The 26,788-nt window shown below is 67.4% G+C and carries 25 protein-coding genes; 10 read left to right on the forward strand and 15 right to left on the reverse strand.

Annotation, left to right across the window (positions count from 1 at the left end):
• Window positions 1-160: 160 nt before the first annotated feature.
• The 7 genes from PSQ39_RS17480 to PSQ39_RS17510 are packed head-to-tail and all read right to left on the reverse strand — an operon-like array spanning window position 161 to window position 6,899.
• A complete protein-coding gene (locus tag PSQ39_RS17480; protein WP_273928213.1) occupies window positions 161-1,222 on the reverse strand; it encodes an ABC transporter substrate-binding protein in 1,062 nt (353 codons plus the stop codon).
• Between the two features lie 35 nt (window positions 1,223-1,257).
• A complete protein-coding gene (locus PSQ39_RS17485) occupies window positions 1,258-2,412 on the reverse strand; it encodes an NAD(P)/FAD-dependent oxidoreductase (protein WP_273928214.1) in 1,155 nt (384 codons plus the stop codon).
• Complete coding sequence (locus tag PSQ39_RS17490) at window positions 2,409-3,830, reverse strand: FAD/NAD(P)-dependent oxidoreductase (RefSeq protein WP_273928216.1); 1,422 nt, start codon at window positions 3,828-3,830, stop codon at window positions 2,409-2,411. Before PSQ39_RS17490 ends, PSQ39_RS17485 begins: the two co-directional genes overlap by 4 nt.
• Window positions 3,827-4,150, reverse strand: coding sequence for a (2Fe-2S)-binding protein (locus tag PSQ39_RS17495; protein ID WP_273928218.1), 324 nt, complete (start codon window positions 4,148-4,150; stop codon window positions 3,827-3,829). The genes PSQ39_RS17490 and PSQ39_RS17495 overlap by 4 nt, the downstream gene beginning before the upstream one ends.
• Complete coding sequence (locus tag PSQ39_RS17500; RefSeq protein WP_273928220.1) at window positions 4,147-4,965, reverse strand: ABC transporter permease; 819 nt, start codon at window positions 4,963-4,965, stop codon at window positions 4,147-4,149. Before PSQ39_RS17500 ends, PSQ39_RS17495 begins: the two co-directional genes overlap by 4 nt.
• Window positions 4,966-4,971: 6 nt before the next feature.
• A complete protein-coding gene (locus PSQ39_RS17505; RefSeq protein ID WP_273928222.1) occupies window positions 4,972-5,820 on the reverse strand; it encodes an ABC transporter permease in 849 nt (282 codons plus the stop codon).
• The gene (locus tag PSQ39_RS17510) at window positions 5,817-6,899 is read right to left on the reverse strand and encodes an ABC transporter ATP-binding protein (RefSeq protein ID WP_273928223.1); all 1,083 of its coding nucleotides are present in this window, start codon (window positions 6,897-6,899) and stop codon (window positions 5,817-5,819) included. Before PSQ39_RS17510 ends, PSQ39_RS17505 begins: the two co-directional genes overlap by 4 nt.
• 183 nt (window positions 6,900-7,082) lie before the next feature.
• Between PSQ39_RS17510 and PSQ39_RS17515 the strand changes: the two genes are divergently transcribed.
• The gene (locus PSQ39_RS17515) at window positions 7,083-7,925 is read left to right on the forward strand and encodes an IclR family transcriptional regulator (RefSeq protein ID WP_273928225.1); all 843 of its coding nucleotides are present in this window, start codon (window positions 7,083-7,085) and stop codon (window positions 7,923-7,925) included.
• A 199-nt stretch (window positions 7,926-8,124) separates the two neighbouring features.
• Window positions 8,125-9,693 carry an L-piperidine-6-carboxylate dehydrogenase gene (amaB, locus tag PSQ39_RS17520; RefSeq protein ID WP_273928227.1) on the forward strand — a complete coding sequence of 523 codons (1,569 nt, stop codon included), beginning with the start codon at window positions 8,125-8,127 and terminating at the stop codon, window positions 9,691-9,693.
• 59 nt (window positions 9,694-9,752) lie between these two features.
• On the opposite strand, the gene PSQ39_RS17525 is transcribed toward amaB, so the two are convergent.
• The 3 genes from PSQ39_RS17525 to queA all read right to left on the reverse strand — a co-directional run bounded on the left by PSQ39_RS17525 (window position 9,753) and on the right by queA (window position 13,108).
• A complete protein-coding gene (locus PSQ39_RS17525; RefSeq protein WP_273928229.1) occupies window positions 9,753-10,562 on the reverse strand; it encodes a mechanosensitive ion channel family protein in 810 nt (269 codons plus the stop codon).
• Window positions 10,563-10,784: 222 nt separating this feature from the next.
• Window positions 10,785-11,957: a tRNA guanosine(34) transglycosylase Tgt gene (tgt, locus tag PSQ39_RS17530; RefSeq protein WP_273928231.1), complete on the reverse strand. Its 1,173-nt coding sequence runs from the start codon at window positions 11,955-11,957 to the stop codon at window positions 10,785-10,787.
• 98 nt (window positions 11,958-12,055) lie between these two features.
• The gene (gene queA, locus PSQ39_RS17535; RefSeq protein WP_273928233.1) at window positions 12,056-13,108 is read right to left on the reverse strand and encodes a tRNA preQ1(34) S-adenosylmethionine ribosyltransferase-isomerase QueA; all 1,053 of its coding nucleotides are present in this window, start codon (window positions 13,106-13,108) and stop codon (window positions 12,056-12,058) included.
• A gap of 99 nt (window positions 13,109-13,207) precedes the next feature.
• Here queA and recG point away from each other — a divergent pair, with 99 nt between their 5' ends.
• The 4 genes from recG (at window position 13,208) to ubiA (ending at window position 17,959) form a co-directional block, all read left to right on the forward strand.
• The gene (recG, locus tag PSQ39_RS17540) at window positions 13,208-15,340 is read left to right on the forward strand and encodes an ATP-dependent DNA helicase RecG (protein ID WP_273928234.1); all 2,133 of its coding nucleotides are present in this window, start codon (window positions 13,208-13,210) and stop codon (window positions 15,338-15,340) included.
• Between the two features lie 45 nt (window positions 15,341-15,385).
• Window positions 15,386-16,342: a LysR substrate-binding domain-containing protein gene (locus PSQ39_RS17545; RefSeq protein WP_273928235.1), complete on the forward strand. Its 957-nt coding sequence runs from the start codon at window positions 15,386-15,388 to the stop codon at window positions 16,340-16,342.
• 140 nt (window positions 16,343-16,482) lie between these two features.
• Window positions 16,483-16,995, forward strand: coding sequence for a Dps family protein (locus PSQ39_RS17550; RefSeq protein ID WP_273928236.1), 513 nt, complete (start codon window positions 16,483-16,485; stop codon window positions 16,993-16,995).
• An 82-nt stretch (window positions 16,996-17,077) separates the two neighbouring features.
• The gene (gene ubiA, locus PSQ39_RS17555; RefSeq protein ID WP_273928237.1) at window positions 17,078-17,959 is read left to right on the forward strand and encodes a 4-hydroxybenzoate octaprenyltransferase; all 882 of its coding nucleotides are present in this window, start codon (window positions 17,078-17,080) and stop codon (window positions 17,957-17,959) included.
• A 45-nt stretch (window positions 17,960-18,004) separates the two neighbouring features.
• Here the strand turns inward: ubiA and PSQ39_RS17560 are convergent, their stop codons facing one another.
• The 5 genes from PSQ39_RS17560 to PSQ39_RS17580 all read right to left on the reverse strand — a co-directional run bounded on the left by PSQ39_RS17560 (window position 18,005) and on the right by PSQ39_RS17580 (window position 22,741).
• Window positions 18,005-18,259, reverse strand: coding sequence for a hypothetical protein (locus PSQ39_RS17560; protein WP_273928238.1), 255 nt, complete (start codon window positions 18,257-18,259; stop codon window positions 18,005-18,007).
• Between the two features lie 113 nt (window positions 18,260-18,372).
• A complete protein-coding gene (gene proC, locus PSQ39_RS17565) occupies window positions 18,373-19,188 on the reverse strand; it encodes a pyrroline-5-carboxylate reductase (RefSeq protein WP_273928239.1) in 816 nt (271 codons plus the stop codon).
• Entirely contained in the window at window positions 19,185-20,399 is a 1,215-nt protein-coding gene (locus tag PSQ39_RS17570; protein WP_273928241.1) for an esterase-like activity of phytase family protein, read from the reverse strand. Before PSQ39_RS17570 ends, proC begins: the two co-directional genes overlap by 4 nt.
• 53 nt (window positions 20,400-20,452) lie before the next feature.
• Complete coding sequence (glpK, locus tag PSQ39_RS17575; protein ID WP_273928244.1) at window positions 20,453-21,946, reverse strand: glycerol kinase GlpK; 1,494 nt, start codon at window positions 21,944-21,946, stop codon at window positions 20,453-20,455.
• A gap of 27 nt (window positions 21,947-21,973) precedes the next feature.
• A complete protein-coding gene (locus tag PSQ39_RS17580; RefSeq protein WP_273928245.1) occupies window positions 21,974-22,741 on the reverse strand; it encodes a DeoR/GlpR family DNA-binding transcription regulator in 768 nt (255 codons plus the stop codon).
• 188 nt (window positions 22,742-22,929) lie between these two features.
• Between PSQ39_RS17580 and PSQ39_RS17585 the strand changes: the two genes are divergently transcribed.
• From PSQ39_RS17585 to PSQ39_RS17600, 4 genes are read left to right on the forward strand one after another with little or no spacing between them, the layout of a single operon-like run.
• A complete protein-coding gene (locus PSQ39_RS17585; protein WP_273928247.1) occupies window positions 22,930-24,006 on the forward strand; it encodes an ABC transporter ATP-binding protein in 1,077 nt (358 codons plus the stop codon).
• Between the two features lie 2 nt (window positions 24,007-24,008).
• Complete coding sequence (locus PSQ39_RS17590) at window positions 24,009-25,085, forward strand: ABC transporter ATP-binding protein (protein ID WP_273928249.1); 1,077 nt, start codon at window positions 24,009-24,011, stop codon at window positions 25,083-25,085.
• Window positions 25,082-25,978 (forward strand): carbohydrate ABC transporter permease, encoded by an 897-nt coding sequence (locus PSQ39_RS17595; RefSeq protein WP_273928251.1) that lies wholly within the window; start codon window positions 25,082-25,084, stop codon window positions 25,976-25,978. Before PSQ39_RS17590 ends, PSQ39_RS17595 begins: the two co-directional genes overlap by 4 nt.
• Window positions 25,971-26,783 (forward strand): carbohydrate ABC transporter permease, encoded by an 813-nt coding sequence (locus PSQ39_RS17600; protein WP_273928253.1) that lies wholly within the window; start codon window positions 25,971-25,973, stop codon window positions 26,781-26,783. Before PSQ39_RS17595 ends, PSQ39_RS17600 begins: the two co-directional genes overlap by 8 nt.
• Window positions 26,784-26,788: the final 5 nt, after the last annotated feature.

A 26,788-nucleotide genomic window follows, 5' to 3' on the forward strand; every position in this document is an offset into this window, starting at 1 on the left:
ATGGCGAACTGAAGAACCCGGCCATCACCTTGTACACGTACAAGGACGGCAAGAAGGTGGCTCTGAACTGATCCTCAGTTCCTGAGCTTCCCACGCAAAAGGCCACCTTCGGGTGGCCTTTTTGCTGGGCGCCCCCGCCTGGCGCGGGGGGCTGTGGACTTCAACGCTCGATGGTCTTGTTCCAGCGCGTGTTCCAGGCCGGGCGGCTTTCGTTGATGGCGTCCCAGTCCAGGGTGACGGCGTTCTTCATGTAGCCGTTGATCATCTTGACCTGTTCCACGCCATCGCCCACCACCGGGGCCTTGGGGTTGGTCGGGATCTGCGCGCCAAACTGCAGCACATTGGCCTGGGCCAGCGGCGACAGCAGGAACTGCGCGAGCTTCTGTGCCAGGTCTGGCTCGCTGTTCTTGGCGATCACGCACTGCGCCACCATCAGCACCACCGAGCCTTCCTTGGGCTGGGCGTACTCGACCGGGATGCCCTTGGTCTTGAGCGCGGCCACGGCGGTGGGCGTGAGCGGGAACAGCGCGGCCTCGCCGGTCTGCACCATCTCAGAGATCTTGGCCGAGCTGGGGATGTACTCCAGCACATTGGGGCCGATGCTGCCGCCCCAGGCCTTGAAGCCGGGCTCCACATTCTTGTCGGTGCCGCCCTGGATGCGGTTGAACATCAGGAAGCCATGCAGGCCGAAGGTCGATGAGGGCATGGACTGGAACACCACCTTGCCCTTGTACTTGGGGTCGGCCAGGTCCATCCAGGACGTGGGCGCGGCCCAGCCCTTTTCTGTGAACATTTTCTTGTTGTAGGCCAGGCCTGTCATGCCCAGGCTGACGCCGGTGGCCATGTCGTTCTTCAGGCGGGCGGCGGGGTAGATGTCGTTGAGCACCGGGCTGGCTTGTTGCTTTTCGCACAGGCCCATGCCGATGGCGCGGTACATGATGCCGTCGTCCAGGAACATCAGGTGCATCTGCGGCTTGTCCTTGTTGGCCTGCGCCTTGGCCAGGATGTCCGACGAGGTGCCGGGCACCACCACCACCTTGGCGCCGTGCAGCTTTTCAAAGGCCGGGAACACGTACTGGGTGTAGGCCTTCTCCATCGTGCCGCCGTTCATGCCGATGTAGATCGTCTTGGTCTGGGCTGTGGCGGCGCCGGCCGCGCAAAGCAGGCTGGTGGCAGCCAGCACCGCGCCGCAGCGCAACTGGAAGGTAGAGGTTTTTTTCATGGGGACTCCTGGGTCAACGGGGGTGAAAAAAGCGCTCAGTCGGTGCTGGGCGGGGGGCTGAAACGGGCCATGTCAAAAGCATCGATGGGCGTGCTGCTGCGACCGTCGCAGGCCAGCTCGGCCAGCACCTCGCCGGCGGCGGGGCCAATCTGGAAGCCGGCGCCGGCAAAGCCAAACCCATGCAGCAGGCCGGGCACGCGGTGGCTGGGGCCCAGCACCGGTTGGCGGTCCGGCAGGTAGCCCTCGGTGCCGCTCCAGGTGCGGATGATGTGGGCCGAACGCAGCGCGGGCAGCAGCTCGATGGCCTGCTGCATCAGGCTGCTCAGCGCCTCGCTGCTGCTGCGTGCGCGCAGCGGGTCCAGCGCCAAGCCGGAGCCGCCGCCCAGCACCAGGTTGCCGCGCAGCACTTGGCGGCCGTAGATGCCGCCACCCTCCACCCCCAGGCTCAGGGGCATGAAGAAGGGCAGGGGCTCGGTCACGGCCATGGCCGGGTGGCCCGACACCATGGGCACGGGTTCGCCAAACTGCGCGGCCAGCGGGGCGGCCCAGGCGCCGGCGCAGTTGATCAGTTGGGCCGCGTGCACCCGCAGGCCGGCCTGGGTGTGGACCTCAAAGCCGGCGGCGCTGTGCTCGACCGCGCTGACGGCCTGGCGCTCCAGCACCTGGGCGCCGGCGCGGGCGGCGGCACGGGCAAAAGCGGGCGACACCAGGCGGGGGTTGGCCTGACCATCTTCGGGGCACAGCGAGCCGCCGATCGCGCGCTCACCCAGCCAGGGGCAGCGCGCGCGCAGGGCGGCGCGGTCCAGCAGCTGCAGGCCCAGGTCGAAGTCGCGGGTCAGTGCGCGGTACTGTTCGAGCGCGGCCAGGTCGGCCTCGCTGCGCGCCAATTTGAGGTGGCCGCTGCGTTGGTATTCGCCGTCGGTGCCCAGCAGCTCGGGCAAACGGCCCCAGATGGCGTGGGCACGCTGGGCCAGTGGCAGTTGGTTGAGCGGGCGGCCCTGGCGGCGCACACCGCCGTAGTTGACGCCGCTGGAGCGGGCGCCGCACAGGTCGCGCTCCAGCAGCACCACGCGCCGGCCCGCGCGGGCCAGGGCCAGGGCGGCCGAGCTGCCGACAATGCCGCCGCCGACGATGACCACGTCACAGTCCAGGCGCTGGCCGCTGGGCGAATTGGTGCTGGGTGCGTTCATGGGGCCTCCGGGGCAGCGGGCTCGCAGACCATGGCCAGGGGCAGCGGCTTGAGCGGCGCCTGGGCGCGCAGCCGGCCCACTTGGGCAATGTCCTGGCCGCTGGCGTGGGCCAGGATTTCAGCGGCTGCGGCGCCGCACATGCGGCCCTGGCAGCGGCCCATGCCGACGCGGCTGAGGGCTTTCAGGCGGTTCATCTCGGGCGCACCGGCTTCACGCACCTGGCGGCGCAGTTCACCGGCGGTGATTTCTTCACATCGGCACACGACCAAATCGTCAGGCGCTTGCGCGGCCCAGTGCACGGGGAAGGGGAAGGCCCGCTCCAGTCCTTGGCGAAAGGGCTGCAGTCGGGCCAGACGCTGCTCCAGCGCCTGGGCGCGCTGGCCGTCCACGGCCAGGCCCCGGTCCTGCAGCAAGGCCAGGGCGGCGCGTTCGCCGGCCCATTCGGCGGCGTCCGCGCCTTGGATCCCGGCGCCGTCACCAGCCAGGTAGACGCCGCCCACGCTGCTGCGTCCGGCGCTGTCGCGTTCGGGCACCTGGGCGCGGTTGAGGGCGTCAAAGTGAAAGCGGCAGTCCAGCAAATCAGCCAGTTGGCTTTCGGGGCGCAGCGCGTAGCCCAGGGCCACGGCGTCGCATTCGGTGTGCTGGGGGCGGCCCTGGCGGTCACGCCACTGCAGGCCCTGCACCTGGGTCAGACCCTGCACGCGCTCGGGCTGCACGCCCCAGTGCACGGGCACGCCGTGGGCGCGCAACCAGGCCAGGTAGTAGCTGCCCTTGGCCAGGGTGGCGGGTTGGCTCAGCAGGCCGGGTGTGCCGGCCAGTTTGTCGCGCCAGTGGGCGGTGTCCAGCACGGCGGCCACGCTCACGCCGTGGCCGCGCCCGGCCCGGGCGTACTGGTAAGCCACGAGGTAAAGCAGGGGGCCGGTGCCCATCAACACCACGCGCTGACCAATGGCGCAGCCTTGGGCTTTGAGCGCTACTTGGGCGCCGCCCAGGCTGTAGACGCCGGGCAGGGTCCAGCCCGGCAGGGGCAGGATGCGGTCGGTGGCGCCTGTGGCCACGATCACATCGCGCCAGGGCAGGCGCTGGCTGCGCGTTTGGTGCAACACGTCCAGCCAGCCCGGGCCGGCGTTCCAGACCAGGCGCTCGGGCCGGTAGTCGATGCGACTGAGGTTGTCGTCCAGGGCCGCGTGCACGGCTTGGGCGCGGCGGGCTTCAAAGCCATACAAGGCCTTGGCGCTGCGCGCAAAGCCCGTGGGGGGCTGGCGGTAAATCTGGCCACCGCCACGTGCGCCTTCGTCCAGCACGATGGGGCGCAGGCCGTGCGCGGCCAGGGTTTGTGCGGCGCGGATGCCGGCCGGGCCGGCGCCGACGATCACCGGAGGCAGCTCGGTTTCGGGGGGGAGGGTGGCGCGGCTCATGTGGGTCCTTGCGGGCGGCGGGTCAGCACGCTCAAGCCTGGGCTGACCGGGGTGGCGCAGGCGCGCAGGCGCTGGCCGTCTTCGGTGCCCACCCAGCAGTCTTGGCAGGCGCCCATCAGGCAAAAGCCGGCGCGCGGCTCCAGGCTGAAGTCGCTCTGGCGCAGCACGGCGCCGTGGGTCAGCATGGCGGTCAGCACGGTGTCGCCCGCCAGCGCGGTGATGGCTTGGCCGTCGACGCGCATGGGCACGGGCTCGCGCGCCAGTTCAGTCACGCGGTGCAACAGGCCGGGGCCGGTTTTCTTCAGGGCATGGGGGTTCATTTGCTGCCTCCGACCAAGACCTTGTCGAGTCCGTAGAGGCGGTCCAGCACCAGCATGGCCAGCGCGGTCACGCCCACCATCAGGGCCGAGACGGCCGCCATCAGCGGGTCGATGGACTCGGTCGCGTACATGTACATGCGCACCGGCAGGGTCACGGTGGCGGGGGAGGTGACGAAGATCGACATGGTCACTTCGTCAAAACTGTTGATGAAGGCCAGCAACCAGCCGCCGCTGACGCCGGGCAGGATCAGGGGCACGGTGACGCGCCAGAAGGTGCGCGCCGGCGTCGCGCCCAGTGACAGCGCCGCTTGCTCGATGCTGCGGTCAAAACCCACCAGCGAGGCCACCACCAGGCGCAGCGTGTAAGGCGTGACCACCAGGGCGTGGGCCAGCAGCAAGAAGCCAAAGCTGCCCGAGCCACCCACCAGGTTGGACAGGCGCAGCAAGGCCACACCCAGCACCAGGTGGGGGATGATCAGCGGTGACAGGAACAGGCCGTTGAGCAGGTTGCGGCCGGCAAATTGGTAGCGCGTCAGCGCCATCGCAGCGGGCACGGCCAGCGCGGTGGACAGGGTGGCCGAGCCCAGGGCCAGCCACAGGCTGTTCCAGAAGGACTGCACAAAGTCCGGGTGCTCGAACACCGCCCGGAACCAGCGCAGCGACAGGCTGTGCGTGGGCAGGGTCAGCGTGTTCTCGGGCGTGAAAGCGACCACGCAGACGATGAGCAGCGGGGCCAGCATGAAGCTGACCACCAGCGCATTGAAGACCAGGGCGATGGGGCCGTTGCGGCCAGGGCTTTGGCTTGATTGGGACATGGTGATTCACCCCAGCGCTTTTTGGTAGCGCCGCTCCAGCAGGCGGTTGTAGCTCAGCATCACGATCAGGTTGGCCACCAGCAGGGTCAGGGCCACGGCCGCGCCCTGGGGCCAGTTGAGTTCGTGCAGGTACTCGTCGTAGACGATGGTGGCCACCATCTTCAGGCGGCGCCCACCCAGCAGGCCGGGAATGGCAAAAGAACTTGCGGCCAGGCCAAACACAATCAGGCTGCCCGACAAAATGCCTGGCAAGACCTGCGGCAGCACAATGCGCCGCGCGATCGTGAACGGCCCCGCGCGCAGCGAGGCCGCGGCCTGGGCCACGCTCGGGTCCAGCTTTTGCAGCGAGGTCCAGACCGGGATGATCATGAAGGGCAGCATCACATGCACCAAGGCGATCAGCACGGCGGCCTCGGTGTAGAGCAGCTTGACCCGGCCGATGCCCACGGCCATCAGCGCCTGGTTGATCAGGCCTTCGGGGCCCAGCAGCATGGACCAGCCAAAAGCCCGCACCACCACCGACACCAGCAGCGGGGCCAGCACCACCAGCAGCAAGATGGAACGCCATGGGCTGCCCATGCGGCTGAGCACATAGGCTTGCGGCGCGCCGATCAGCACGCAGATCAAGGTGGTCAGGCCCGCTGTCCAGAAGGTGCGCCAGAAGATGCCCAGGTAGTAGCTGTCGGTGAACACCGTGGCGTAGTGCGCCAGGGTGTAGGCCCCCTCTTTGACGCCCGTGGCGGGGTCAAACACATTGAAGGACAGCAAGGCGGTGAGCAGCAGCGGCGTCACCAGCAGGGTGGCAAACAGGCTCAACGCCGGGGCGCTGAGCAGCCAGGGCGTGCGCGCTGTCATGCCAGCGCTCCGGCACGGGCGCTGTGGCTGTCGGCGGGCAGCAGGCGCAGCGCGTGGTCGGGCCAGTCCACACCGGCTTCGCTGCCCACGTTCAGCGCGGCGCTGCCGTCATTGGGCGCCAGCAGCATCAGTTCACCCAGCGGCGTGGCCAGGCGGTACAGCCATTGGCTGCCCAGGAAGAAGCACTCTTCCACCCGGCCTGGCACCCGCCCTTGGCCGGCGGGGCGCAGTTGCAGTTTCTCCGGGCGCAGGCCGATCAGCACCGCGCTGCCCGCGGCGAACACCGGGCCCGGCAGTGGCAGGCGCAGTGCACCCACCTGCACCGCCAGACCGGCTTCGTCCTCCAGCACGGTGCCGGGCAGCAGGTTGGCCTTGCCCACAAAGGTCGCGATGAAGCGGTTGCCCGGGTGTTCGTAGACGGCCAGCGGATCGGCCACTTGGGTGATGCGGCCCGCCTCCATGACCACCACGCGGTCGCTCACCGACAGGGCTTCGCTCTGGTCGTGCGTGACCATCACCGTGGTGGTGCCCACGCGGCGTTGGATGCGGCGCAGTTCGAACTGCATTTCTTCGCGCAGCTTGGCGTCCAGGTTGGACAAGGGCTCGTCGAGCAGCAGCACGGGTGGCTCGATGACCAGGGCGCGTGCCAGGGCCACGCGCTGGCGCTGGCCGCCCGACAGCTCGCGCGGGTAGCGTTGGCCGTGCTGGTCCAGGTGCACCAGGGCCAGGGCGGCCTGCACGCGTTCACGCCGCTCCGCCACCGGGCAGCGGCGCATCTCCAGGCCAAAGCTCACGTTGTCGGCCACGGTCATGTGGGGGAACAGGGCGTAGGTCTGGAACACGATGCCCAGGCCGCGCTGGTGCGTCTTGGTGTGGGTGATGTCCTGGCCGTCCAGCACGATGCGCCCGGCCGTCACCGCCTCAATGCCCGCAATCATTTGCAGCGTGGTGGTCTTGCCGCAGCCCGAGGGGCCCAGCAAGGAGATGAACTCGCCCTTGTCCACACTCAGGTTGAGGGAGGACACGGCCGGTGTGGCACCGTAGTTTTTGCACACCTCGTGCAGTTGCAGAAACGACATCGTCTGAGCCTTTGGCAGCGGTTTCAAAAGAGGGTGAATGAAGAGGCCTGCTTTTTTTCACTCTATTGCAAAGGTCGGGCCAGAAACAATGGTGAATTCCATTAATCGGAAGGTTTATTTAAAATATTCCATTGAATGAAATCATTGGCGAGATAATCCCCCAAGAATTCCACCGAGGTGAAGATGAGCACTCCAGAACCAGCCAGCGGCGGCGTGCCGCGCGTGTTTGCCGTGATCCGGGCCCTGAGCCGGGTGCCCCCCGAAGGTGCGCGCGTCACCCATCTGGCGCAAAGCGTGGGCCTGACCCAGGCCACCACGCACCGTTTGCTGCAGGCCCTGGTGGCCGAGGGCATGGTCGAGCAAGACGAGCGCAGCAAGCTGTACCGCCTGAGCGTCGACTTCTTCGCCCTGGCCGCGCAGGCGGGCAACACGGGAGGGCTGCGCGCGCTGTGCCGCCCGGCCTTGCTGCGCCTGTGTGCCAGCCTGGGGGACACCTTGTTCCTGCTGGTGCGCAGCGGCTTTGATGCGGTCTGCCTGGACCGGGCCGAGGGGCCGTTCCCGATCCGCTCTTTCACCGGCGACATCGGCGGGCGCGTGGCCCTGGGCGTGGGCCAGGGCGCGCTGGCCATCCTGGCCTTCCTGCCCGAGGACGAGCGCGAGGAGGTGATCCGTTTCAACCTGTCGCGGGTGCGCGAGTTCGGTGTCTATGACGAGGTTTACCTGCGCACCGAAATCGAGCGTGTGCGCCAGCTCGGCTACGCCGGGCGCAACACCGGGCTGTTGGACGGCATGGCGGGCGTGGCGGTGCCGGTGCTCAGCGCCGAGGGCCGGCCGGTGGCCGCGCTCAGCGTGGGCACCATTGCCGACCGCCTCAACCCCGAGCGCCTGCCCACCGTGGTGGCGCTCCTGCAACGCGAGGCGGCCCAGTTGGGGCCGCGCATCAACCCCTTTGATCCGGTGCTGCGCCGGCCCTCGCAAAGCCTGGCCGAGCCCTGGCCCGAGTCGGGGAGCGCTTCGGTCAGCTGATGCGGCGATCGCATCATGTGCGCCCGATCAATCGAATAGGCTGTGGGGACTTGATGCCGTCAAGGCATCAAGTCTTGCCAAACATTCGATAGCCAAGGCCTGCGCCATCTTGGATAGTCGGCCGCAATCTCCGGGCCCTGGGCCTGGGGTGTTGACCTTCCGGGCCCCGCGCCCCGGGCTTTGCTGACCAGGACTTGCCATGACTGCTTCCCTTGCTTCCCTCCCCGCTTCTTCATCCGCCACGCCGTCCAGCGTCACGGCCCAGGCCCACGCGCTGTTGCAGGCCTTGGGGGTGCCCCTGGACCAGGTGCAGGCCGAAGGCGGCTGGCCGGTTCGTTCGCCCTTGACGGGCGAGTTGCTGGGCCAGGTCGCGCTGCAGCCCGCCAGCGCCGTGACGGCGGTGGTGGACCAGGCACAGCGCGCCTTCTTGGCCTGGCGCGAGGTGCCGGCACCGCGCCGCGGCGAGTTGGTGCGCTTGTTGGGCGAAGAGCTGCGCGCGGCCAAGACCCAACTGGGCCAACTGGTCACGCTGGAGGTGGGCAAGAGCCCGTCCGAAGGCGAGGGCGAGGTGCAAGAGATGATCGACATCTGCGACTTTGCCGTCGGCCTGTCACGCCAATTGCATGGCCTGACCCTGGCCACCGAACGGGCTCAGCACCGCATGATGGAAACCTGGCACCCGCTGGGCGTTTGCGGCGTCATCTCGGCCTTCAACTTCCCGGTGGCCGTGTGGTCCTGGAACGCGGCGCTGGCGCTGGTCTGTGGCGACCCGGTGGTCTGGAAGCCGTCTGAGAAAACCCCGCTCACGGCCCTGGCCACGCACGCCATTGCGCAGCGCGCCCTGGCGCGTTTTGGCGATGCCCCCGAGGGTTTGCTGAGCCTCTTGATCGGCGAACGCGACACCGGCGCCGACTTGGTGGACGACCCGCGCGTGGCCTTGGTCTCGGCCACGGGCTCCACCGCCATGGGCCGGGCGGTGGCGCCCAAGCTGGCGGCGCGTTTTGCGCGTGCCTTGCTGGAGCTGGGCGGCAACAACGCCGCCATCGTGGCGCCCTCGGCCGACCTGGACCTGGCGCTGCGCGGCATCGCTTTTGCCGCCATGGGCACAGCCGGCCAGCGCTGCACCACGCTGCGCCGCCTGTTCGTGCATGAATCGATTTACGACACCCTGGTGCCGCGCCTGGTGCGCGCCTACGCCAGCGTGGGGGTGGGGGATCCGCGCGAGCCTGGCAATTTGGTTGGCCCGCTGATCGACGAGGCCGCTTGGCAGGCCATGCAACAGGCGCTGGACGCGGCCCGCGCGGCTGGCGGCACGGTGCATGGTGGCGAGCGGGTGCTGACCGCCGCTGGCGCCGCCGCCTGCTACGCGCGTCCGGCGCTGGTGGAAATGCCCACCCACACCGGCCCGGTGCTGCACGAGACCTTTGCGCCCATCCTTTACGTGCTGCGCTACCAGACGCTGGACGAGGCGATCGCGCTGAACAACGCTGTGGGTGCGGGCTTGTCCTCGTCGATCTTCACGCTCAATCTGCGCGAGGCCGAGCGCTTTGTCTCCGCCACCGGCTCGGACTGTGGCATTGCCAATGTGAACATCGGCCCCAGCGGGGCTGAAATCGGCGGGGCTTTTGGCGGCGAGAAGGAAACCGGCGGTGGCCGCGAAGCCGGCTCAGACAGCTGGAAGGCCTACATGCGCCGCGCCACCAACACCATCAACTACTCCACCGAGCTGCCGCTGGCCCAGGGCGTCAAGTTCGACTTGGACGCCTGAGGCTCCAGCGCTGGGCCCGCGAACCGCGAACACGCCTGGGGCGTGTTGCGGGCCCCCGTTCACAGGGTGCGGTGCGCCACCGGGGTTTCGGGCACCGGGTAGCCGGCCGCTCCGAAGGTGCTGACCACGGCCTTGTGGGTGTCGAAGTAGACCTGCCAGTAGTGGTCGGTGTGGGTGTAGGGGCGCACGCACAGCAGCGGGCCTTCGGGCGTGAATTGCAGAATTTCCACGTCGGGCGCGGGCTGGGCTGCGACATGGGGCAGGGCGCTCACCGCGGCCTTGAGGCGGGCCATGGCGTCCTGCACGTCCACCCCGTTGGCCACCTTGGCCACGCAGTCCACGCGGCGCACGGCCAGGGTGCTGTAGTTCTGGATGGTGTCCGAGAACACCTTGTTGTTGCCCACGATGGTGATCACGTTGTCGGGCGTGATGATGGTGGTGCCGAACAGGCCCAGTTCCTTGACCGTGCCGGTGACGCCGCCTGCGCTGACAAAGTCACCCACCTTGTAGGGCCGCAGCACCTGCAGGAAGACCCCGGCTGCAAAGTGGGTCAGCAAGCCGCCCCAGGCGGTGCCGATGGCCAGGCCCGCTCCCGCCAGCAAGGCGGCAAACGAGGTGGTGCTGACGCCAAAGATGTCCAGGATGGCCAGCACCAGGACGATGTTCAGCAAGACGCTGAGAATGGACCTCAGGTACTCGGCCAGGGTGGCGTCGACCCGGCTGCCGCGCGCCAGGACCTTGCCCAGCAGTTGCAGCGTGAGGCTGATCAGCCAGCGCCCAATCACCCAGGCGGCGATGGCGCCCAGGACCTTGAGGCCGAAATCGGCCCCTTGTGTGCTCAGAAAATGCCAGATGACTTCGGTGTTCATGGGGTTCCTCCGAACCGGAGCTTACTTCTGCTCACAGATTGAGGCGAGGGTGGAACCGTGCGAAAAGTCTCCATCAAGGGCGCTGTTGGCGGCTGATGGGGACATTTGTCGTTTCAGCGTGACAAATTGCACTGTTGAGCCCCAGCCTGGCCACGCCGTCGCGCGAGAGGATCTGGCCTGGGCGAGCGGCCGGGCGGCGCTGGCCCGGCAGGTGCCCAGGGCTCAGACGCCGCGCGCGCGCTCGGTCTTGAAGCGGGCGCGGAAGGCGCTGAACTGGCCCGCGTCCAGGGACTCGCGCACCTCGCGCATCAGGTTCAGGTAGTAGTGCAGGTTGTGCACCGTGGTCAGCATCGGGCCCAGCATTTCGCCACAGCGGTCCAGGTGGTGCAGGTAGGCGCGGCTGAAGCCGTCGCGACCGCCATCGGCCCAGGACACGCCAGACTGGCCCGCGCAGGCGTAGCAGGTGCAGGTGGCGTCCAGCGGCTGGGGGTCGCTCTTGTGGCGCGCATTGCGCAGCTTCAGGTCGCCATGACGCGTGAAGATGGTGCCATTGCGTGCGTTGCGCGTGGGCATCACGCAGTCGAACATGTCCACGCCCTGGGCCACGCCCTCGACCAGGTCTTCGGGCGTGCCCACGCCCATCAGGTAGCGGGGCTTGTGCGCGGGCAGGCGGTGCGGGGTGTGCGCCATGATGCGCAGCATCTCGTCCTTGGGTTCGCCCACGCTGACGCCGCCGACCGCGTAGCCGGGGAAGTCCATCTCCACCAGGGCGGCCAGGGACTCGTCGCGCAGGTTTTCGAACATGCCGCCTTGCACGATGCCGAACAAGGCGTTGGGGTTCTCCAGGCGGGCGAATTCGGTTTTGCAGCGCTGGGCCCAGCGCAGCGACAGCTCCATCGAGGTGCGGGCCTCGCGCTCGGTGGTCAGGTGGCCCTTGGTCTCATAGGGCGTGCACTCGTCGAACTGCATCACGATGTCGGAGTTCAGCACGGTCTGGATCTGCATGCTGATCTCGGGCGTGAGGAACAGCTTGTCGCCGTTCACGGGGCTGGCGAACTTGACGCCTTCTTCGCTGATCTTGCGCATGGCGCCCAGGCTCCAGACCTGGAAGCCGCCCGAGTCGGTCAGGATGGGCTTGTTCCATTTTTCAAATTGGTGCAGGCCGCCAAAGCTCTGCATCACATCGAGGCCGGGGCGCATCCAGAGGTGGAAGGTGTTGCCCAGGATGATTTGCGCGCCCATGTCCTCCAGGCTGCGCGGCATCACGCCCTTGACCGTGCCGTAGGTGCCCACGGGCATGAAGATGGGCGTCTGCACCACGCCGTGGTTGAGCGTGAGCGTGCCCCGGCGCGCGTGGCTGTCGGGGTCGGTGGCGAGGAGGTCGAATTTGAGCATGGCGGGATTTTAGGAGGGGGGTGTCCGGGGCACCAGGCCCCGGTGGCCAGCGTGGGCGCCGGCCTGGAATGCGTTGTGAGGGAGCGGCGCCGTGGGCTTCAAGCTGGGCGCTGGCGCTCCAGCAGCATGGCGTCGCCATAGCTGAAGAAGCGGTAGCCCTGGGCGATGGCGTGGCGGTACAGGCCCATGATGCGTTCGTATCCGGCCAAGGCGCTGACCAGCATCATCAGGGTGCTTTTGGGCAGGTGGAAGTTGGTGATCAGCACATCGACCACCTGGAAGTCAAAGCCCGGGGTGATGAAGATCTGCGTGTCGCCCGTGGTCTGGCCCGACTGGGCCCAGGACTCCAGGGTGCGCACGGTGGTGGTGCCCACGGCCACCACGCGGCCGCCGCGCTGGCGGCAGCGCTCCAGTGCGGCCAGGGTGGCGACTGGCACCTGGTACCACTCGCGGTGCATTTTGTGCTCGGCCAGGTTGTCTGTTTTGACGGGCTGGAAGGTGCCCGCGCCCACATGCAGGGTGACGCTGGCGCGCTCGATGCCTTGGGCGCTCAATTGGTCCAGCAAGGCCTGGTCAAAGTGCAGCGCGGCGGTGGGCGCGGCCACGGCGCCGGGGTGGCGCGCGAACACGGTCTGGTAGCGCTGCTCGTCCTCGGCGGAGTCACTGTGTTCGATGTAGGGCGGCAGCGGCACATGGCCATGGGCGGCCATCAGCGCGTGCGGTTCGCCACTGAAGCGGAAGCGGAACAGCGCGCCGTCCTCGTCGGGCCAGCGGCCCAGCAAGGTGGCGCTGAAGCCGCCCACCATGTGCAGGGTGCTGCCCACGGGCGGCTTTTTGCTGACCTTCATGTGGGCCACCACCTCGTGGTCCTGCAGCACGCGCTCAACCAGCAGCTCGACTTTGCCGCCGGTGGCTTTCTCGCCAAACAGGCGGGCCTTGATCACTTGCGTGTCATTGAAGACCAGCAGGTCCCCGGCGCGCAGCAGGCTGGGCAGTTCACGGAAGATGCGGTCCGTTGGGGTGTCGTTGCGGCCGTCCAGCAGGCGCGAGGCGCTGCGTTCGGCGGCGGGGTGTTGGGCGATCAGTTCAGGCGGCAGCTCGAAGTCGAAATCGGCCAGCGTGAACGGACGGGAAGCGGGGTGAAGCGTCATGGTGCTTGAGGGCCTGACAGGCCCGTGCCAAGTGGGAAAAGGCCGGGATTTTCTCATGCCAAGGCCCCCAGGCTTGAATCCCTGGGTAAAAATACAGGTATGGCCTCCTCGCCCACTGCCCCAGCCAAAGCCCCCGCCAAGACCGCGGCGGCTGGCGCTGGGCGTGAGCTGTCGCCGCCCCAAAAGGCCTTGATCAAGATGGGCCTGACGCGCGACATCGACCTGGCCCTGCACCTGCCGCTGCGCTACGAGGACGAAACCCGCATCACCTTGCTGCGCAATGCCCGCGACGGCGACACGGTACAGATCGAGGCCACGGTGGTGAAGAGCGAGATCTCCATGCGTCCGCGCCGCCAGCTGGTGGTGACGGTGGAGGACGAGAGCGGCAGCTGCGAGCTGCGCTTTTTCAGCTTCTACCCCTCGCACCAAAAGACCCTGGCGGTGGGCGCTTTGCTGCGCGTGCGCGGCGAGATCAAAGGTGGTTTTTGGGGGCGGCAAATGCTGCACCCGGCGTTCCGCCTGGCCGGGGGCGAGCTGCCCACCGCGCTGACGCCGATCTACCCCACGGTGGCCCAACTGCCCCAGCCCTACCTGCGCCGCGCCGTGCAGTCGGGCCTGATGCGCGCGGACCTGAGCGAGACCATCCCCGCCCCGGTGCTGCAGGGCATCGACTACCTGCGCCTGTCCGACCTGCGCTCGGCGCTGGTCTTTTTGCACCACCCGACGCCCGATGTGTCGCTGGCCGCATTGGAAGACCACAGCCACCCGGCCTGGCAGCGCCTGAAGGCCGAAGAGCTGCTGGCCCAGCAGCTGTCGCAACTCGAGTCCAAGCGCGAGCGCGCCCGCCTGCGCGCGCCGGCGCTCAAGCCGCTGCACCAGCGGGGCGTGCTGTCGCTGCACGAACAATTGCTGGCGGTGCTGCCCTTTGCCCTGACCGCCGCCCAGCGCCGGGTGTGCGAAGAGATCGCCGGTGATTTGGCGCGCGGGGTGCCCATGCACCGCCTGCTGCAAGGCGACGTGGGCTCGGGCAAGACGGTGGTGGCGGCGCTGGCCGCGGCCATCTGCATCGACTCGGGCTGGCAGTGCGCGTTGATGGCGCCGACCGAAATCCTGGCCGAGCAGCACTTTGGCAAGCTCATCGGCTGGCTGGAGCCCCTGCTCGCGCCCCTGGGCAAGAAAGTGGCCTGGCTGGCGGGCGCGCAGAAAAAGAAGGAGCGCACGGCCGCCCTGGCCCTGGTGGAGAGCGGCGAGGCCGCGCTGGTGGTGGGCACCCACGCGGTGATCCAGGAACAGGTCAAGTTCAAGAACCTGGCCCTGGCCTTGATCGACGAGCAGCACCGTTTTGGCGTGGCCCAGCGCCTGGCCTTGCGCAGCAAGCTCGACGATGGCACGGGGCGCGAGCCGCACCTGCTGATGATGAGCGCCACCCCCATCCCGCGCACCCTGGCCATGAGCTATTACGCCGACCTCGACGTCTCCACGATCGACGAGTTGCCGCCTGGGCGCACCCCCATCGTCACCAAGCTGGTGTCGGACAGCCGCCGCGACGAGGTGGTGGCGCGCATCGCCGACCAGATCGCCCAGGGCCGCCAGGTGTACTGGGTCTGCCCGCTGATCGAGGAGAGCGAGGCGCTGGACCTGAGCAACGCCACCGCCACCCACGCCGACCTCAGCGACGCCCTGCCCGGCGTCATGGTGGGTCTGCTGCATTCACGCATGCCCACGGCCGAGAAGAAAGCGGTGATGGACTTGTTCACGCGTGGCGAGATGGGCGTGCTGGTCAGCACCACGGTGATCGAGGTGGGCGTGGACGTGCCCAATGCCTCGTTGATGGTGATCGAACACGCCGAGCGCTTTGGCCTGAGCCAGCTGCACCAGTTGCGCGGCCGGGTCGGGCGGGGGGCTGCGGCCTCGGCCTGCGTGCTGCTTTACGCCACCAACGAAAGCGGCCGCTTGGGCGAGACGGCGCGCGAGCGGCTGCGCGCCATGGCCGAGACCGCCGATGGGTTCGAGATCGCGCGCCGCGACCTCGAGATCCGGGGGCCGGGCGAGTTTTTGGGGGCTCGCCAGTCGGGCGCGCCACTGCTGCGTTTTGCCGACCTGGCCACCGACACCGTGCTGCTGGACTGGGCCCGCGAGGCCGCACCCGTGATGCTGGACCAGCACCCGGTGCAAGCCCGTTTGCACGTCGGGCGCTGGTTGGGAGGAAAATCCGAATTCCTCAAAGCCTGAGCCTGGCGCCGACCTCCACCGGTGCGCGGGCCTGAATGCCACCCCATGACCCTGACCGAACTCAAATACATCGTTGCCGTGGCCCGCGAAAAGCACTTTGGCAAGGCCGCTGAGGCCTGCTTTGTGTCCCAGCCCACGCTGTCGGTGGCCATCCGCAAGCTCGAAGACGAGCTGGAAGTGAAGCTGTTCGAGCGCAGCGCCAACGAAGTCAGCGTCACCCCGCTGGGCGAGGAAATCGTGCGCCAAGCGCAAAGCGTGTTGGAGCAGGCCGCCGCCATCAAGGAGATCGCCAAGCGCGGCAAAGACCCCTTGGCCGGCGCCCTGAAGCTCGGCGTGATCTACACCATCGGCCCCTACCTGCTGCCCGACCTGGTGCGCCAGGCGATTGCGCGCACGCCGCAAATGCCCCTGATGCTGCAGGAGAACTTCACCGTCAAGCTGATGGAGATGCTGCGTACCGGTGAGATCGACTGCGCCATCATGGCCGAGCCTTTTCCCGACACCGGCCTGGCGCTGGCGCCGCTGTACGACGAGCCCTTCATGGCCGCAGTGCCCAGCACCCACCCGCTGGCCAGCCGTAAGCACATCACTGCCGAGGAGATGAAGAGCGAAACCATGCTGCTGCTGGGCAATGGCCACTGCTTTCGCGACCATGTGCTCGAGGTCTGCCCCGAGTTCGCGCGCTTCTCCAGCAACGCTGAAGGCATTCGCAAGAGCTTCGAGGGCTCCTCGCTGGAGACCATCAAGCACATGGTGGCTGCCGGCATGGGCGTGACACTGGTGCCGCGCCTGAGCGTGCCCAAGGAGGCGCTGGCGCCGCGCGCGCGCCGGCGCAAGGCCGACAGCGAAGCCCATGTGGTCTACCTGCCGTTTGAGGGCGACGTGCCCTACCGCCGCGTGTCCCTGGCCTGGCGGCGCAGCTTCACCCGCTACGAGGCCATTGCGGCCTTGCGCAACGCCATCTACGCCTGCGAACTGCCGGGCGTGAAGCGCCTGTCCTGAGCCCCAAGTGCGCCACTGTGGATTGGCCCGCCCGTGCGACAGCGCCCGGCGCTTGGCGTTACAGTGTTTGGTAGGCCTTCGCCCTGCCAAGCGCGGCATGGCGTCGGCCTTTTGTTGACCTGTTTTCTGGAGTTTCTCGCATGGCCAAATCCCCCCGCAGCAGCAGCGCCAAGTCGGCGCCTGTCATCAATATCGGCATCAGCGACAAAGACCGCGCTGCCATCGCCAAGGGTTTGTCGCGCCTGCTGGCCGACACCTACACCCTGTACCTGACCACGCACAACTTCCACTGGAACGTGACGGGTCCGATGTTCAACACCCTGCACACCATGTTCATGACCCAGTACACCGAGCTGTGGACGGCGGTGGACCCGATCGCTGAGCGCATCCGCTCGCTGGGCCATCCCGCGCCGGGTTCGTACGCGGACTTTGGTCGTCTGGCCAGCGTGCCGGACGCGCCCGGCACGCCACCCAAGGCGCTGGAAATGGTGCGCATCCTCGTCACCGGCCACGAGGCGGTGGCCCGCACGGCCCGTGAACTGTTCCCCTTGGCCGACAAAGCCAGTGACGAGCCCACGGCCGACCTGCTGACCCAGCGCCTGACGGTGCACGAGCAAACCGCCTGGATGCTGCGTTCCCTGTTGGAAGAGTGAGGCTGAGCGCACGGTCGGGTTCGGGCTTGCTGCGAAAATCAAGGTCTTTCTGCTTTGGCGGTGGCCCCCGCCGCACCGTGCGATGACTGCTTCTACTGCCCCCCGGCCCCGTGGCCGGCTTTCGCTGTACTTGGACCTGATCCGCTGGGACCGGCCTGCTGGCTGGTTGCTGTTGCTGTGGCCCACGCTGAGTGCGCTGTGGGTGGCGGCGGGCGGGTTCCCGGGTTGGCACCTGCTGCTGGTGTTCACCCTGGGGACCATCTTGATGCGCAGCGCGGGCTGCTGCATCAACGACGTGGCCGACCGCGACTTTGATCGCCACGTCAAACGCACGGCGCAGCGCCCCGTGACCAGCGGCGCGGTGTCGGTGCGCGAGGCCCTGCTGCTGGCCGCGGGCCTGGCCCTGCTGTCCTTGGTGCTGGTGCTGAGCACCAACACCGTGACGGTGTTCTGGTCCCTGGGTGCGCTGGCGGTGACCCTGCTCTACCCCTATGCCAAACGCTGGGTGTCCATGCCCCAGGCGGTGCTGGGCGTGGCCTTCAGCTTTGGCATTCCGATGGCTTTCACCGCCTTGGCTGTGCCGCTGAGCCCGCTGGTGGCCTGGCTGGTGCTGAGCAATTTGCTGTGGGTGCTGGCTTACGACACCGAGTACGCCATGGTGGACCGGGACGACGACCTGAAGATCGGCATGAAGACTTCCGCCATCACCCTGGGCCGCTGGGATGTCATGGCCGTGACGGCTTTCTACCTGGGCAGCCTGTTGATCTGGGTGGCGGTCTTGTGGGATCGGTGGCCCGCCTGGAGCCTGGTGCTGGGCTCGCTGGGGGCGCTGGGCCAGGTGGGCTGGCACGTCAGCCTGATTCGCCGGCGCGAGCGCGCGGGTTGTTTTCAGGCGTTTCGAGCCAACCACTGGCTGGGCGCCACGCTGTTCGCGGCGCTGGTCTTGGGCTCGCTGCTGGGCTGATCGACCCGCCGGACCACCTGTGGGCAGCCCGACTCAGGGCGGGGCTCAGTAAGCGTGGTGAATCTTCGTCTTGGCCTTGGGCAGGTTGTTCTTGCCGGCCTTGGCGGCCTTGGCGGCCTTGGCGTGCTTGCTGCTCTTGGCTTTTTTGGCGTGCTTGCCAGCCTTCTTGCCGGCTTTGGCATGGGCCTTGGCATGCGGCTTGGCGCTGCTGCTGGTCTTGGCCGCAGCGGGGGTGCTGGTCACTGCCAGGGGCAGGACCACCAGGGCAGCCGACAGGATGGCGGTCATCAGTTTTTTCATGGTGTTTCTCGTTCTGCGAAAAAGGTGGTTGATGGACGAGGCCCCTCTTGGCCCCGTGGGTTTGTCTCTTGTCGGGCGCTATTCTGACCGAATTTGGGGCGCGCTTGCGCCCCTCAAACGGTACCGAATTCGTTACCCAACTCCACAGCACGCGCGCGCGCCTTCTCCATCGCAAGCATGAAGTGTTCCTTGATGCGGCTTTCTTCCATCGAGCTCAGGGCTGCGTAGGTGGTGCCCCCCTTGGAGGTGACGCGCTGGCGCAGCACCTCGGGGCCTTCGGTCGACGCCTGGGCCAGATCGGCTGCCCCCACAAAGGTGCCAATGGCGAGTTGGAGCGATTGCTCCGGGCTCAGGCCCATCTGGGCGCCTGCGGCGGCCATGGCCTCGATGAAATAGAACACATAGGCCGGGCCAGAGCCCGACAGCGCGGTCACGGCGTCGAGTTGGGTTTCTTGCGCCACCCACAGCAGGTCGCCGGTGGTTCGGACCACCTGTTCGACCTGCTGGCGGTCGGCGTCGGTGACGGCCGCGCGGGCAAACAGGCCCGTCATGCCCTTGCCCACCAGGGCCGGGGTGTTGGGCATGCAGCGCACCACGCGCTCGGTGCCCAGCCAGGCGGCGATGCTGTCGCTGCGGATGCCGGCGGCCACGCTGAGGTGCAGCGCGCCCGTGGCATGCGCTTGCACGGCGGCCGCCGCGTCGCGGAAGGTCTGTGGCTTGACGGCCCAGACCACCAGGCCGGCTTGGGCCAGGCGGGCATCGGCGACTTCTTGCGCGTGCACGCCCAAGTCACGCGCCAGGCGCTCGCGGGCCTCGGCAAAGGGCTCCACCACCAGGATGTCGGCCGCCTTCAGGCCTTGCTTGAGCAGGCCTCCGATGATGGCGCTGGCCATGTTGCCGCCGCCGATGAATGCGATTTTCGAGGTCATGTCAGAGAGGGATCCAAATATTCAAAGGCCAGAAACTGGGTGATTTGCAGGGGGTTGAAATTGTCATCGCTGACGAACACCAGGGTGCGGTGGCCGTTGGGCAGGGTGGGGCCCCAGCACATGCCTTCCGTGTTGTCCAAGCGCGAGATGCCGAGCTGGCTGAAGTCGGCCACCAGGGTCTTGCGGGCGGGCTCGAAGCGGCCGGCCTGCAAGGTGGCTTGGTTCAGGGTGTCGCTGGCCTGGCGGGTGTCGATGCGGTACAGCGCCAGGGACAGGCCCACGCCGCTCATGTAGGCGCGCTCCAGCACCAGCATCTCGTGCGCGTTGAGCATCAGGATTTCGCTCAGGCCGTTGTCCGCTGGCGCCCCAGGCGGGATGGGTTGGTGGGGCAGGGCGTCGGGCACGTAGGCGATTTGCCGGTCGGCCCGGCCGCTGCGCAGGTCAAAGCGGGTCAGGCGCACTGGGCCGCCGACCTGACCCACGCGAGGCTCGGGGCCATCTTGCAGCAAGGGGCCTTCCATGGCGACCCAGGCGTGGCTTTCGTTGGGCGTCAGGGCCAGGCCTTCAAAGCACTGGTTCTTGCGCGGGCCGCGGGCGGGGTCGCTGCCCACGCGCAGCATGTCGGGCAGGGTGAAGTCGCGCAGGTGGCGACCGTCCAGGCTGATTTCGCGCAGCGCTGGCGACAGGCCCAGGCGCACATCGCCCTCGCTGGTCCAGAGCAGGGTGCCGGTCCCGGCGCGGTAGCGGATGGCCTCAGGGTCGGGAATGTCGGGCTGGGGCTGGCCGGGCGCCGCACTGTGCTGACGCCCAGGGTAGGGCAGGCCGTTGGCCGCCAAGAGGGGCGTGCTGCGCAGCAGTTGGGGGTCGCCCAGGCCCTGAGCGGAGACGTCCAGGTTCAGGGTGTAGAAGCGCGCCGCCTGGCGGTCCGATCGGTCGTCGCTGATGGCGATCCACTGGCCCGTGCCGGGGTGGTAGTCCAGGCCCGACAGGCCCCCCACGGTGGTGTCCTGAAAAGGGTGTCGGTAGGGGATTCGCGACTCACCCAGCAAGCGCAACTGGCGCGGGCTGGGCGTGTGGGGCTGGCGTGGGCCGAGCGGCGCGCAGCCGGGCAGGGCCGCGCCCAGGGTGGCGACGCCGGCCCATTGCAGCCATTGGCGGCGGCGCAGGGGCTGGGGCGCAGGGGACGGAGAAGAAGCGTTGTCGGTGCTCACGAGGCCGAAGTCTAGAGCCTTTGAGGCGCTGGCCCGGCCGGTACTGGGCTTTTTCAAGTGGCAGTAGCTTGTCTGACGGCGCGCTCCCAGTGCGCGATGCGCTCCTGCGCCTGGGCGCGGCCCAGGGTGGGCAGGAAGGTGCGCTCGGCGCGCCACTGGCTGCTGAGTTCCTCGGTGCCGGCGTACAGGCCCGTGCCCAGGCCGGCCAGGTAGGCCGCGCCCAGGGCGGTGGTTTCGATCACGGCGGGACGCACCACGGGGATGCCCAGCAGGTCGGCCTGGATTTGCATCAGCAAGTCGTTGGCGCAGGCGCCGCCGTCCACGCGCAGCTCGGTCACGGGGCTGCCGCCGGCGGCGACCGCGTCGCGGCTCATGGCTTGCAGCAAGGCGGTGCTTTGGAAGGCGATGCTTTCCAGCGCCGCACGGGCGATGTGGGCCAGGGTGGTGCCTCGGGTGATGCCGGTGATGGTGCCCCGGGCTTCGGGGTCCCAGTAGGGCGCGCCCAGGCCTGTGAAGGCGGGCACCATCATCACGCCGCCCGAGTCCGGCACGCTTTGCGCCAGCGCCTGCACTTCGCCGCTGGCCTGGATGGCATTGAGGCCGTCGCGCAGCCACTGCACCACGGCACCGCCCACGAAGACGCTGCCTTCGATGGCGAATTCGGTCTGGTGGCTGGGCTGGGCGGCGCTGGTGGTGAGCAGGCCGTTTTGCGAGGTCTGGAAGGTGTTGCCGGTGTGCATCAGCATGAAGCAGCCGGTGCCGTAGGTGTTCTTGGCCATGCCGGCGCGGAAGCAGGCCTGTCCAAACAGGGCGCTTTGCTGGTCGCCACCCACGCCGCCGATGCGGATCGGCGCGCCCAGCAGCTCGGGCAGCACCTGGCCGTAGTCGGCGCTGGAGGGGCGGACCTCGGGCATCAGGCTGGCAGGGATGTCGAGCAGGGCCAGCAGCTCGGGGTCCCAGCGGTTGTTCCGGATGTCGAACAGCATGGTGCGCGAGGCGTTGCTCACGTCGGTGGCGTGCACCGCCCCGCCAGTGAGCTGCCACATCAGCCAGCTGTCCACCGTGCCGAAGGCCAGCTCGCCGGCCTCGGCCTGGGCGCGGGCGCCTGGCACCTGGTTCAGGATCCACTGCAGCTTGGTGCCTGAAAAGTAGGCATCGACCAGCAGGCCGGTGCGTTGCTGGATCAGGGCCGCATGGCCTTGCTCGCGCAGGCGGGCGCAGGCGGGTTCGGCACGGCGGTCCTGCCAGACGATGGCGTGGTGGATGGGCTGGCCCGTCTTGCGGTTCCAGACCACGGTGGTTTCACGCTGGTTGGTGATGCCCACGGCGTGGATGTCACGCGCGCTGAGGCCGGCTTGCTTGAGCACGGCGCGGGCGGTGTCGAGCTGGGTTTGCCAGATCAGGCGTGGGTCGTGTTCGACCCAGCCTGGCTGGGGGTAGATCTGCGGCAGCTCTTGCTGCGCCTGGGCCACCACATGGCCTTGGCGGTCGAACACGATGCTGCGCGAGCTGGAGGTGCCCTGGTCGAGGGCCAACAAATAGGTCATGGGGAGAAAGTCCGGGGCAAAAGAGGGTCAGTCCAGGCACAGCTCCAGCCGCACGCCCGCGTCTTCCAGCAGCTGCGGGAAGGGGGCGGGGGGCTGGGCGTCGGTGAACAGGCGGTCGATCTGGGCCAGTGTGGCGGCCTCGACCATGGCAGGGCGGTTGAACTTGCTGGCGTCGGCGGCCAGCCACACCTCGCGCGCGTGCTCGATGATGGTCTGGGCGACTTTCACCTCCCTGTAATCGTAGTCACGCAATGATCCATCGGACTCGATGCCCGAGATGCCGATCAGCGCGATGTCGACCTTGAACTGGCGGATGAAGTCGACCGCCGCCTCGCCCACGATGCCGCGGTCACGGGCGCGCACCACGCCGCCGGCCACGATCACTTCAAAGCTGGGGTTGCGGCACAGGATGGTGGCCACGTTGAGGTTGTTGGTGATCACGCGCAGGCCGGTGTGGTGCAGCAAGGCTTCGGCGATGGCCTCGGTGGTGGTGCCGATGTTGAGGATCAGCGAACAGTCATTGGGCACCTGGCGTGCCACAGCGCGCGCGATGCGGGCCTTGCCCTCGGCGTGCAGGTTCTGGCGCTGCGGGTGGGCGATGTTCTCCGTGGTGGAGCTGGGCACGCGCACCCCGCCATGGAAGCGGGTCAGGGTGCCGCTTTCAGCCAGACGTTGCACATCGCGGCGCACGGTCTGCAGGGTGACCGAGAGTTCTTCGGCCAGATCTTCCACGGTCACCGAGCCACGCTCGCGCACGACGTCGATCAGTCTGAGTTGTCGGGGGTTGAAGTTCACGGGGCAGTGGGAGGCAAGGTTGAAGTCAAGGACTTTAAAGGGAAACAAAAGGAACCCGTTAAGGGTTAACCAGAATCAAAAACGAATCAAAAAGAACAATAATCGCAAAATTCCGAAAAATTGGAACCGGGGTGTGTGCCGCTGTTGGCGCGACCCGTCTCAGAGACAAAACGTTGAAAGGTTGCGTGATGCAGCTGGTATTGGAAGGCATTGGCAAGAAAGTGGGGGCGGAGAGCTGGCTCTACCCCATGGACCTGGCCTTGCAAAGCGGCGCCGTGACGGTGCTCTTGGGCGCGACCCAGGCAGGCAAGACCAGCCTGATGCGCATCATGGCGGGCCTGGACACCCCGAGCCAGGGCCGGGTCCTGGTCGACGGGCGCGATGTGACCGGGGTGCCGGTGCGTCAGCGCGATGTGTCCATGGTCTACCAGCAGTTCATCAACTACCCGTCGATGACGGTGGCGCGCAACATCGCCTCGCCCCTGCTGCTGCGCAAGGACCCGCAAGTGGACCAGCGCGTGCGCGAGCTGGCCACCAAGCTGCACATCGACATGTTCCTGGAGCGCCTGCCAGCCGAGCTGTCGGGCGGCCAGCAGCAGCGTGTGGCCCTGGCCCGCGCGCTGGCCAAGAAGGCCCCCTTGATGCTGCTGGATGAGCCCCTGGTGAACCTGGACTACAAGCTGCGCGAAGAACTTCGCGAAGAGCTGACCCAGCTGTTTGCCACCGGCGACTCGACCGTCGTCTATGCCACCACCGAGCCCGGCGAAGCCCTGCTGCTGGGCGGCTACACCGCGGTGCTGGACCAGGGCGAGTTGCTGCAGTACGGCCCAACGGCTGAGGTCTTCCACCGCCCGCGCTCGCTGCGCGTGGCGCGCGCCTTCAGCGATCCGCCGATGAACCTGCTGACCGCTGACGCGCAAGACCAGACCTTGAGCCTGCGCGGTGGCCCCAGCCTGGCGCTGGGCCTGCCCAGCCGGGTGTCGGGCTCGCAAGTCACGGTGGGCCTGCGTGCCCCGGCGCTGCGCGTGCAGGCCCGTCCGGGCGATGTGGCACTGGCAGGGCAGGTGGAGCTGGCCGAGATCTCCGGCTCCGACACCTTCGTCCACGTCCACACGGCGGTGGGCGAGCTGGTGGCCCAGCTGACCGGGGTGCACTACTTTGACCTGGGCGCGCCGATCACGATGTATTTCAGCCCCGCCCAGGCCTATGTCTTTGACGGCAGCGGCGACCTGGCCGTGGCCCCCGAACGCGCCAAAGGACACTGAAGATGGCCCGCATAGAACTCGACCTGGCCCACGCTTACCGGCCCAACCCGCAGCAAGACAGCGACTACGCGCTGCTGCCGCTGAAGATGACTTTCGAGGACGGCGGCGCCTACGCGCTGCTGGGCCCCTCGGGCTGTGGCAAGACCACGCTGCTCAACATCACCTCGGGCCTGCTGCAGCCTTCGCACGGCAAGGTGCTGTTTGATGGCCGCGACATGACCCGTCTGAGCCCGCAGGAGCGCAACATCGCCCAGGTGTTCCAGTTCCCGGTGATCTACGACACCATGACGGTGGCCGAGAACCTGGCCTTCCCGCTGCGCAACCGCAAAGTGCCCGAGGCCCAGATCAAGAAGCGCGTCGGTGAGATCGCCGAGATGCTCGACATGAGCGGCCAGCTCAACCAGCGCGCCGCTGGCCTGGCGGCTGACGCCAAGCAAAAGATCTCGCTGGGCCGTGGCCTGGTGCGTCCGGATGTGTCGGCCGTGCTGTTTGATGAGCCGCTGACCGTGATCGACCCCCACCTCAAGTGGCAGCTGCGTCGCAAGCTCAAGCAGATTCATCACGAGCTCAAGCTCACCCTGATCTACGTCACCCACGACCAGGTCGAGGCGCTGACCTTTGCCGACCAGGTGGTGGTCATGACGCGCGGCCGCGCCGTGCAGGTGGGCCCGGCCGATGCGCTGTTCGAGCGCCCGCAACACACTTTTGTGGGTCACTTCATCGGCTCGCCCGGCATGAACTTCTTGAACGCTGAAGTGCGTGGCAGCAAGCTGCTGTTGGCCGGGGACGAGTGGCCCCTGCCTGCGGGCGTGCAACTGCCCGAGGGCCCGCTCAAGCTGGGGGTTCGCCCGGAGTACGTGGAGGTCACTGCCCCGAACGCCCCCGGCGCTGTGGCCGCCAAGGTGCGCCAGGTGCAGGACGTGGGCACGCATTTGATGCTGACTGCCGAAGTGCAGGGCGTGCCCCTCAAGGCCCGCCTGGGCGTGGAGTGGTTGTCCTTGAAACCCGGTGACGAGGTCTGGCTGCAGCTGCTGGGTCAGCACAGCTGCTTTTATGTGAATGAGGAACTGGTGTCATGAGCGCCGTCAACAAACCCGTGAACCAGAAAGCCTGGTTCCTGATCCTGCCCGTGATCCTGTGCGTGGCCTTCTCGGCCATCGTGCCGCTGATGACGGTGGTGAATTACTCGGTGCAGGACATCATCTCGCCCGAGCGCCGCGTCTTCGTGGGCACCGAATGGTTCATGGCCGTGATGCGCGACAGCGAGCTGCACAGCGCCTTGCTGCGCCAGTTGTTGTTCTCGCTGGCGGTGCTGGCGGTTGAATTGCCCCTGGGCGTTTTGCTGGCCCTGTCCATGCCCGCGCAGGGCTGGAAGTCGTCTGCGGTGCTGGTGGTGGTGGCCTTGTCGCTGCTGATCCCCTGGAACGTGGTGGGCACCATCTGGCAGATCTATGGCCGCGAGGACATTGGCCTGCTGGGCCACACCCTGCACCAGTTGGGCATCAACTACAGCTACACCGGCAACGCCACTGACGCCTGGCTGACCGTGCTGGTGATGGACGTGTGGCATTGGACGCCGCTGGTGGCCCTGCTGGGCTTTGCCGGCCTGCGCAGCATCCCCGATGCTTACTACCAGGCGGCCCGCATCGACGGTGCTTCCAAGCTCGCGGTGTTCCGCTACATCCAGCTGCCCAAGATGCGCGGCGTGCTGATGATTGCCGTGCTGCTGCGCTTCATGGACAGCTTCATGATCTACACCGAGCCCTTTGTGTTGACCGGTGGCGGCCCTGGCAATGCGACCACCTTCCTGAGCCAGTACCTGACGCAGAAGGCCGTGGGCCAGTTCGACCTGGGCCCGGCAGCCGCCTTCTCGCTGATTTACTTCCTGATCATCCTTTTGCTCTGCTTCATCCTGTACAACTGGATGCAAAGCATGGGCACGCAGAACCCGGAGGAGACCGGCCATGCATGAGAACCGCTTCCACAAGCGCAGCATTTTCCTGGCGCTGTACCTGGTGTTTGCCTTGTTGCCCATCTACTGGATGATCAACATGAGCTTCAAGACGAATGAGGAGATCCTGTCGAGCTTCTCCTTCTTCCCACAGCACTTCACCTGGGCCAACTACCGGACCATCTTCACGGACCCGTCCTGGTACTCGGGCTACATCAACTCGATGATCTACGTGGCCATCAACACGGTGATCTCGGTGTCGGTGGCGTTGCCGGCCGCGTACGCGTTTTCGCGCTACCGCTTCCTGGGCGACAAGCATGTGTTCTTCTGGCTGCTGACCAACCGCATGACGCCCCCGGCTGTGTTCTTGCTGCCCTTCTTTCAGCTCTACACAACCGTGGGCCTGATGGACACGCACATCGCGGTGGCGCTGGCCCACCTGCTGTTCAACGTGCCGCTGGCGGTTTGGATTCTGGAGGGCTTCATGGGCGGCATCCCGCGTGAGATCGACGAGACCGCCTACATCGACGGCTACAGCTTCCCGCGCTTCTTCCTGACCATCTTCCTGCCCCTGATCAAGGCTGGTGTGGGCGTGGCAGCTTTCTTCTGCTTCATGTTCAGCTGGGTCGAGCTGTTGCTGGCGCGCACGCTGACCAGCGTCAACGCCAAGCCCATCGTCGCCACCATGACCCGCACGGTCTCGGCCAGCGGCATGGACTGGGCCACGCTGGCCGCCGCCGGGGTGCTGACCATCGTGCCTGGAGCGATCGTGATTTGGTTTGTGCGCCACTACATCGCGAAGGGTTTCGCGATGGGCCGTGTTTAAGGAGA

Origin of the sequence: Curvibacter microcysteis (assembly GCF_028649455.1) — a bacterium.
GTDB lineage: Bacteria > Pseudomonadota > Gammaproteobacteria > Burkholderiales > Burkholderiaceae_C > Curvibacter > Curvibacter microcysteis.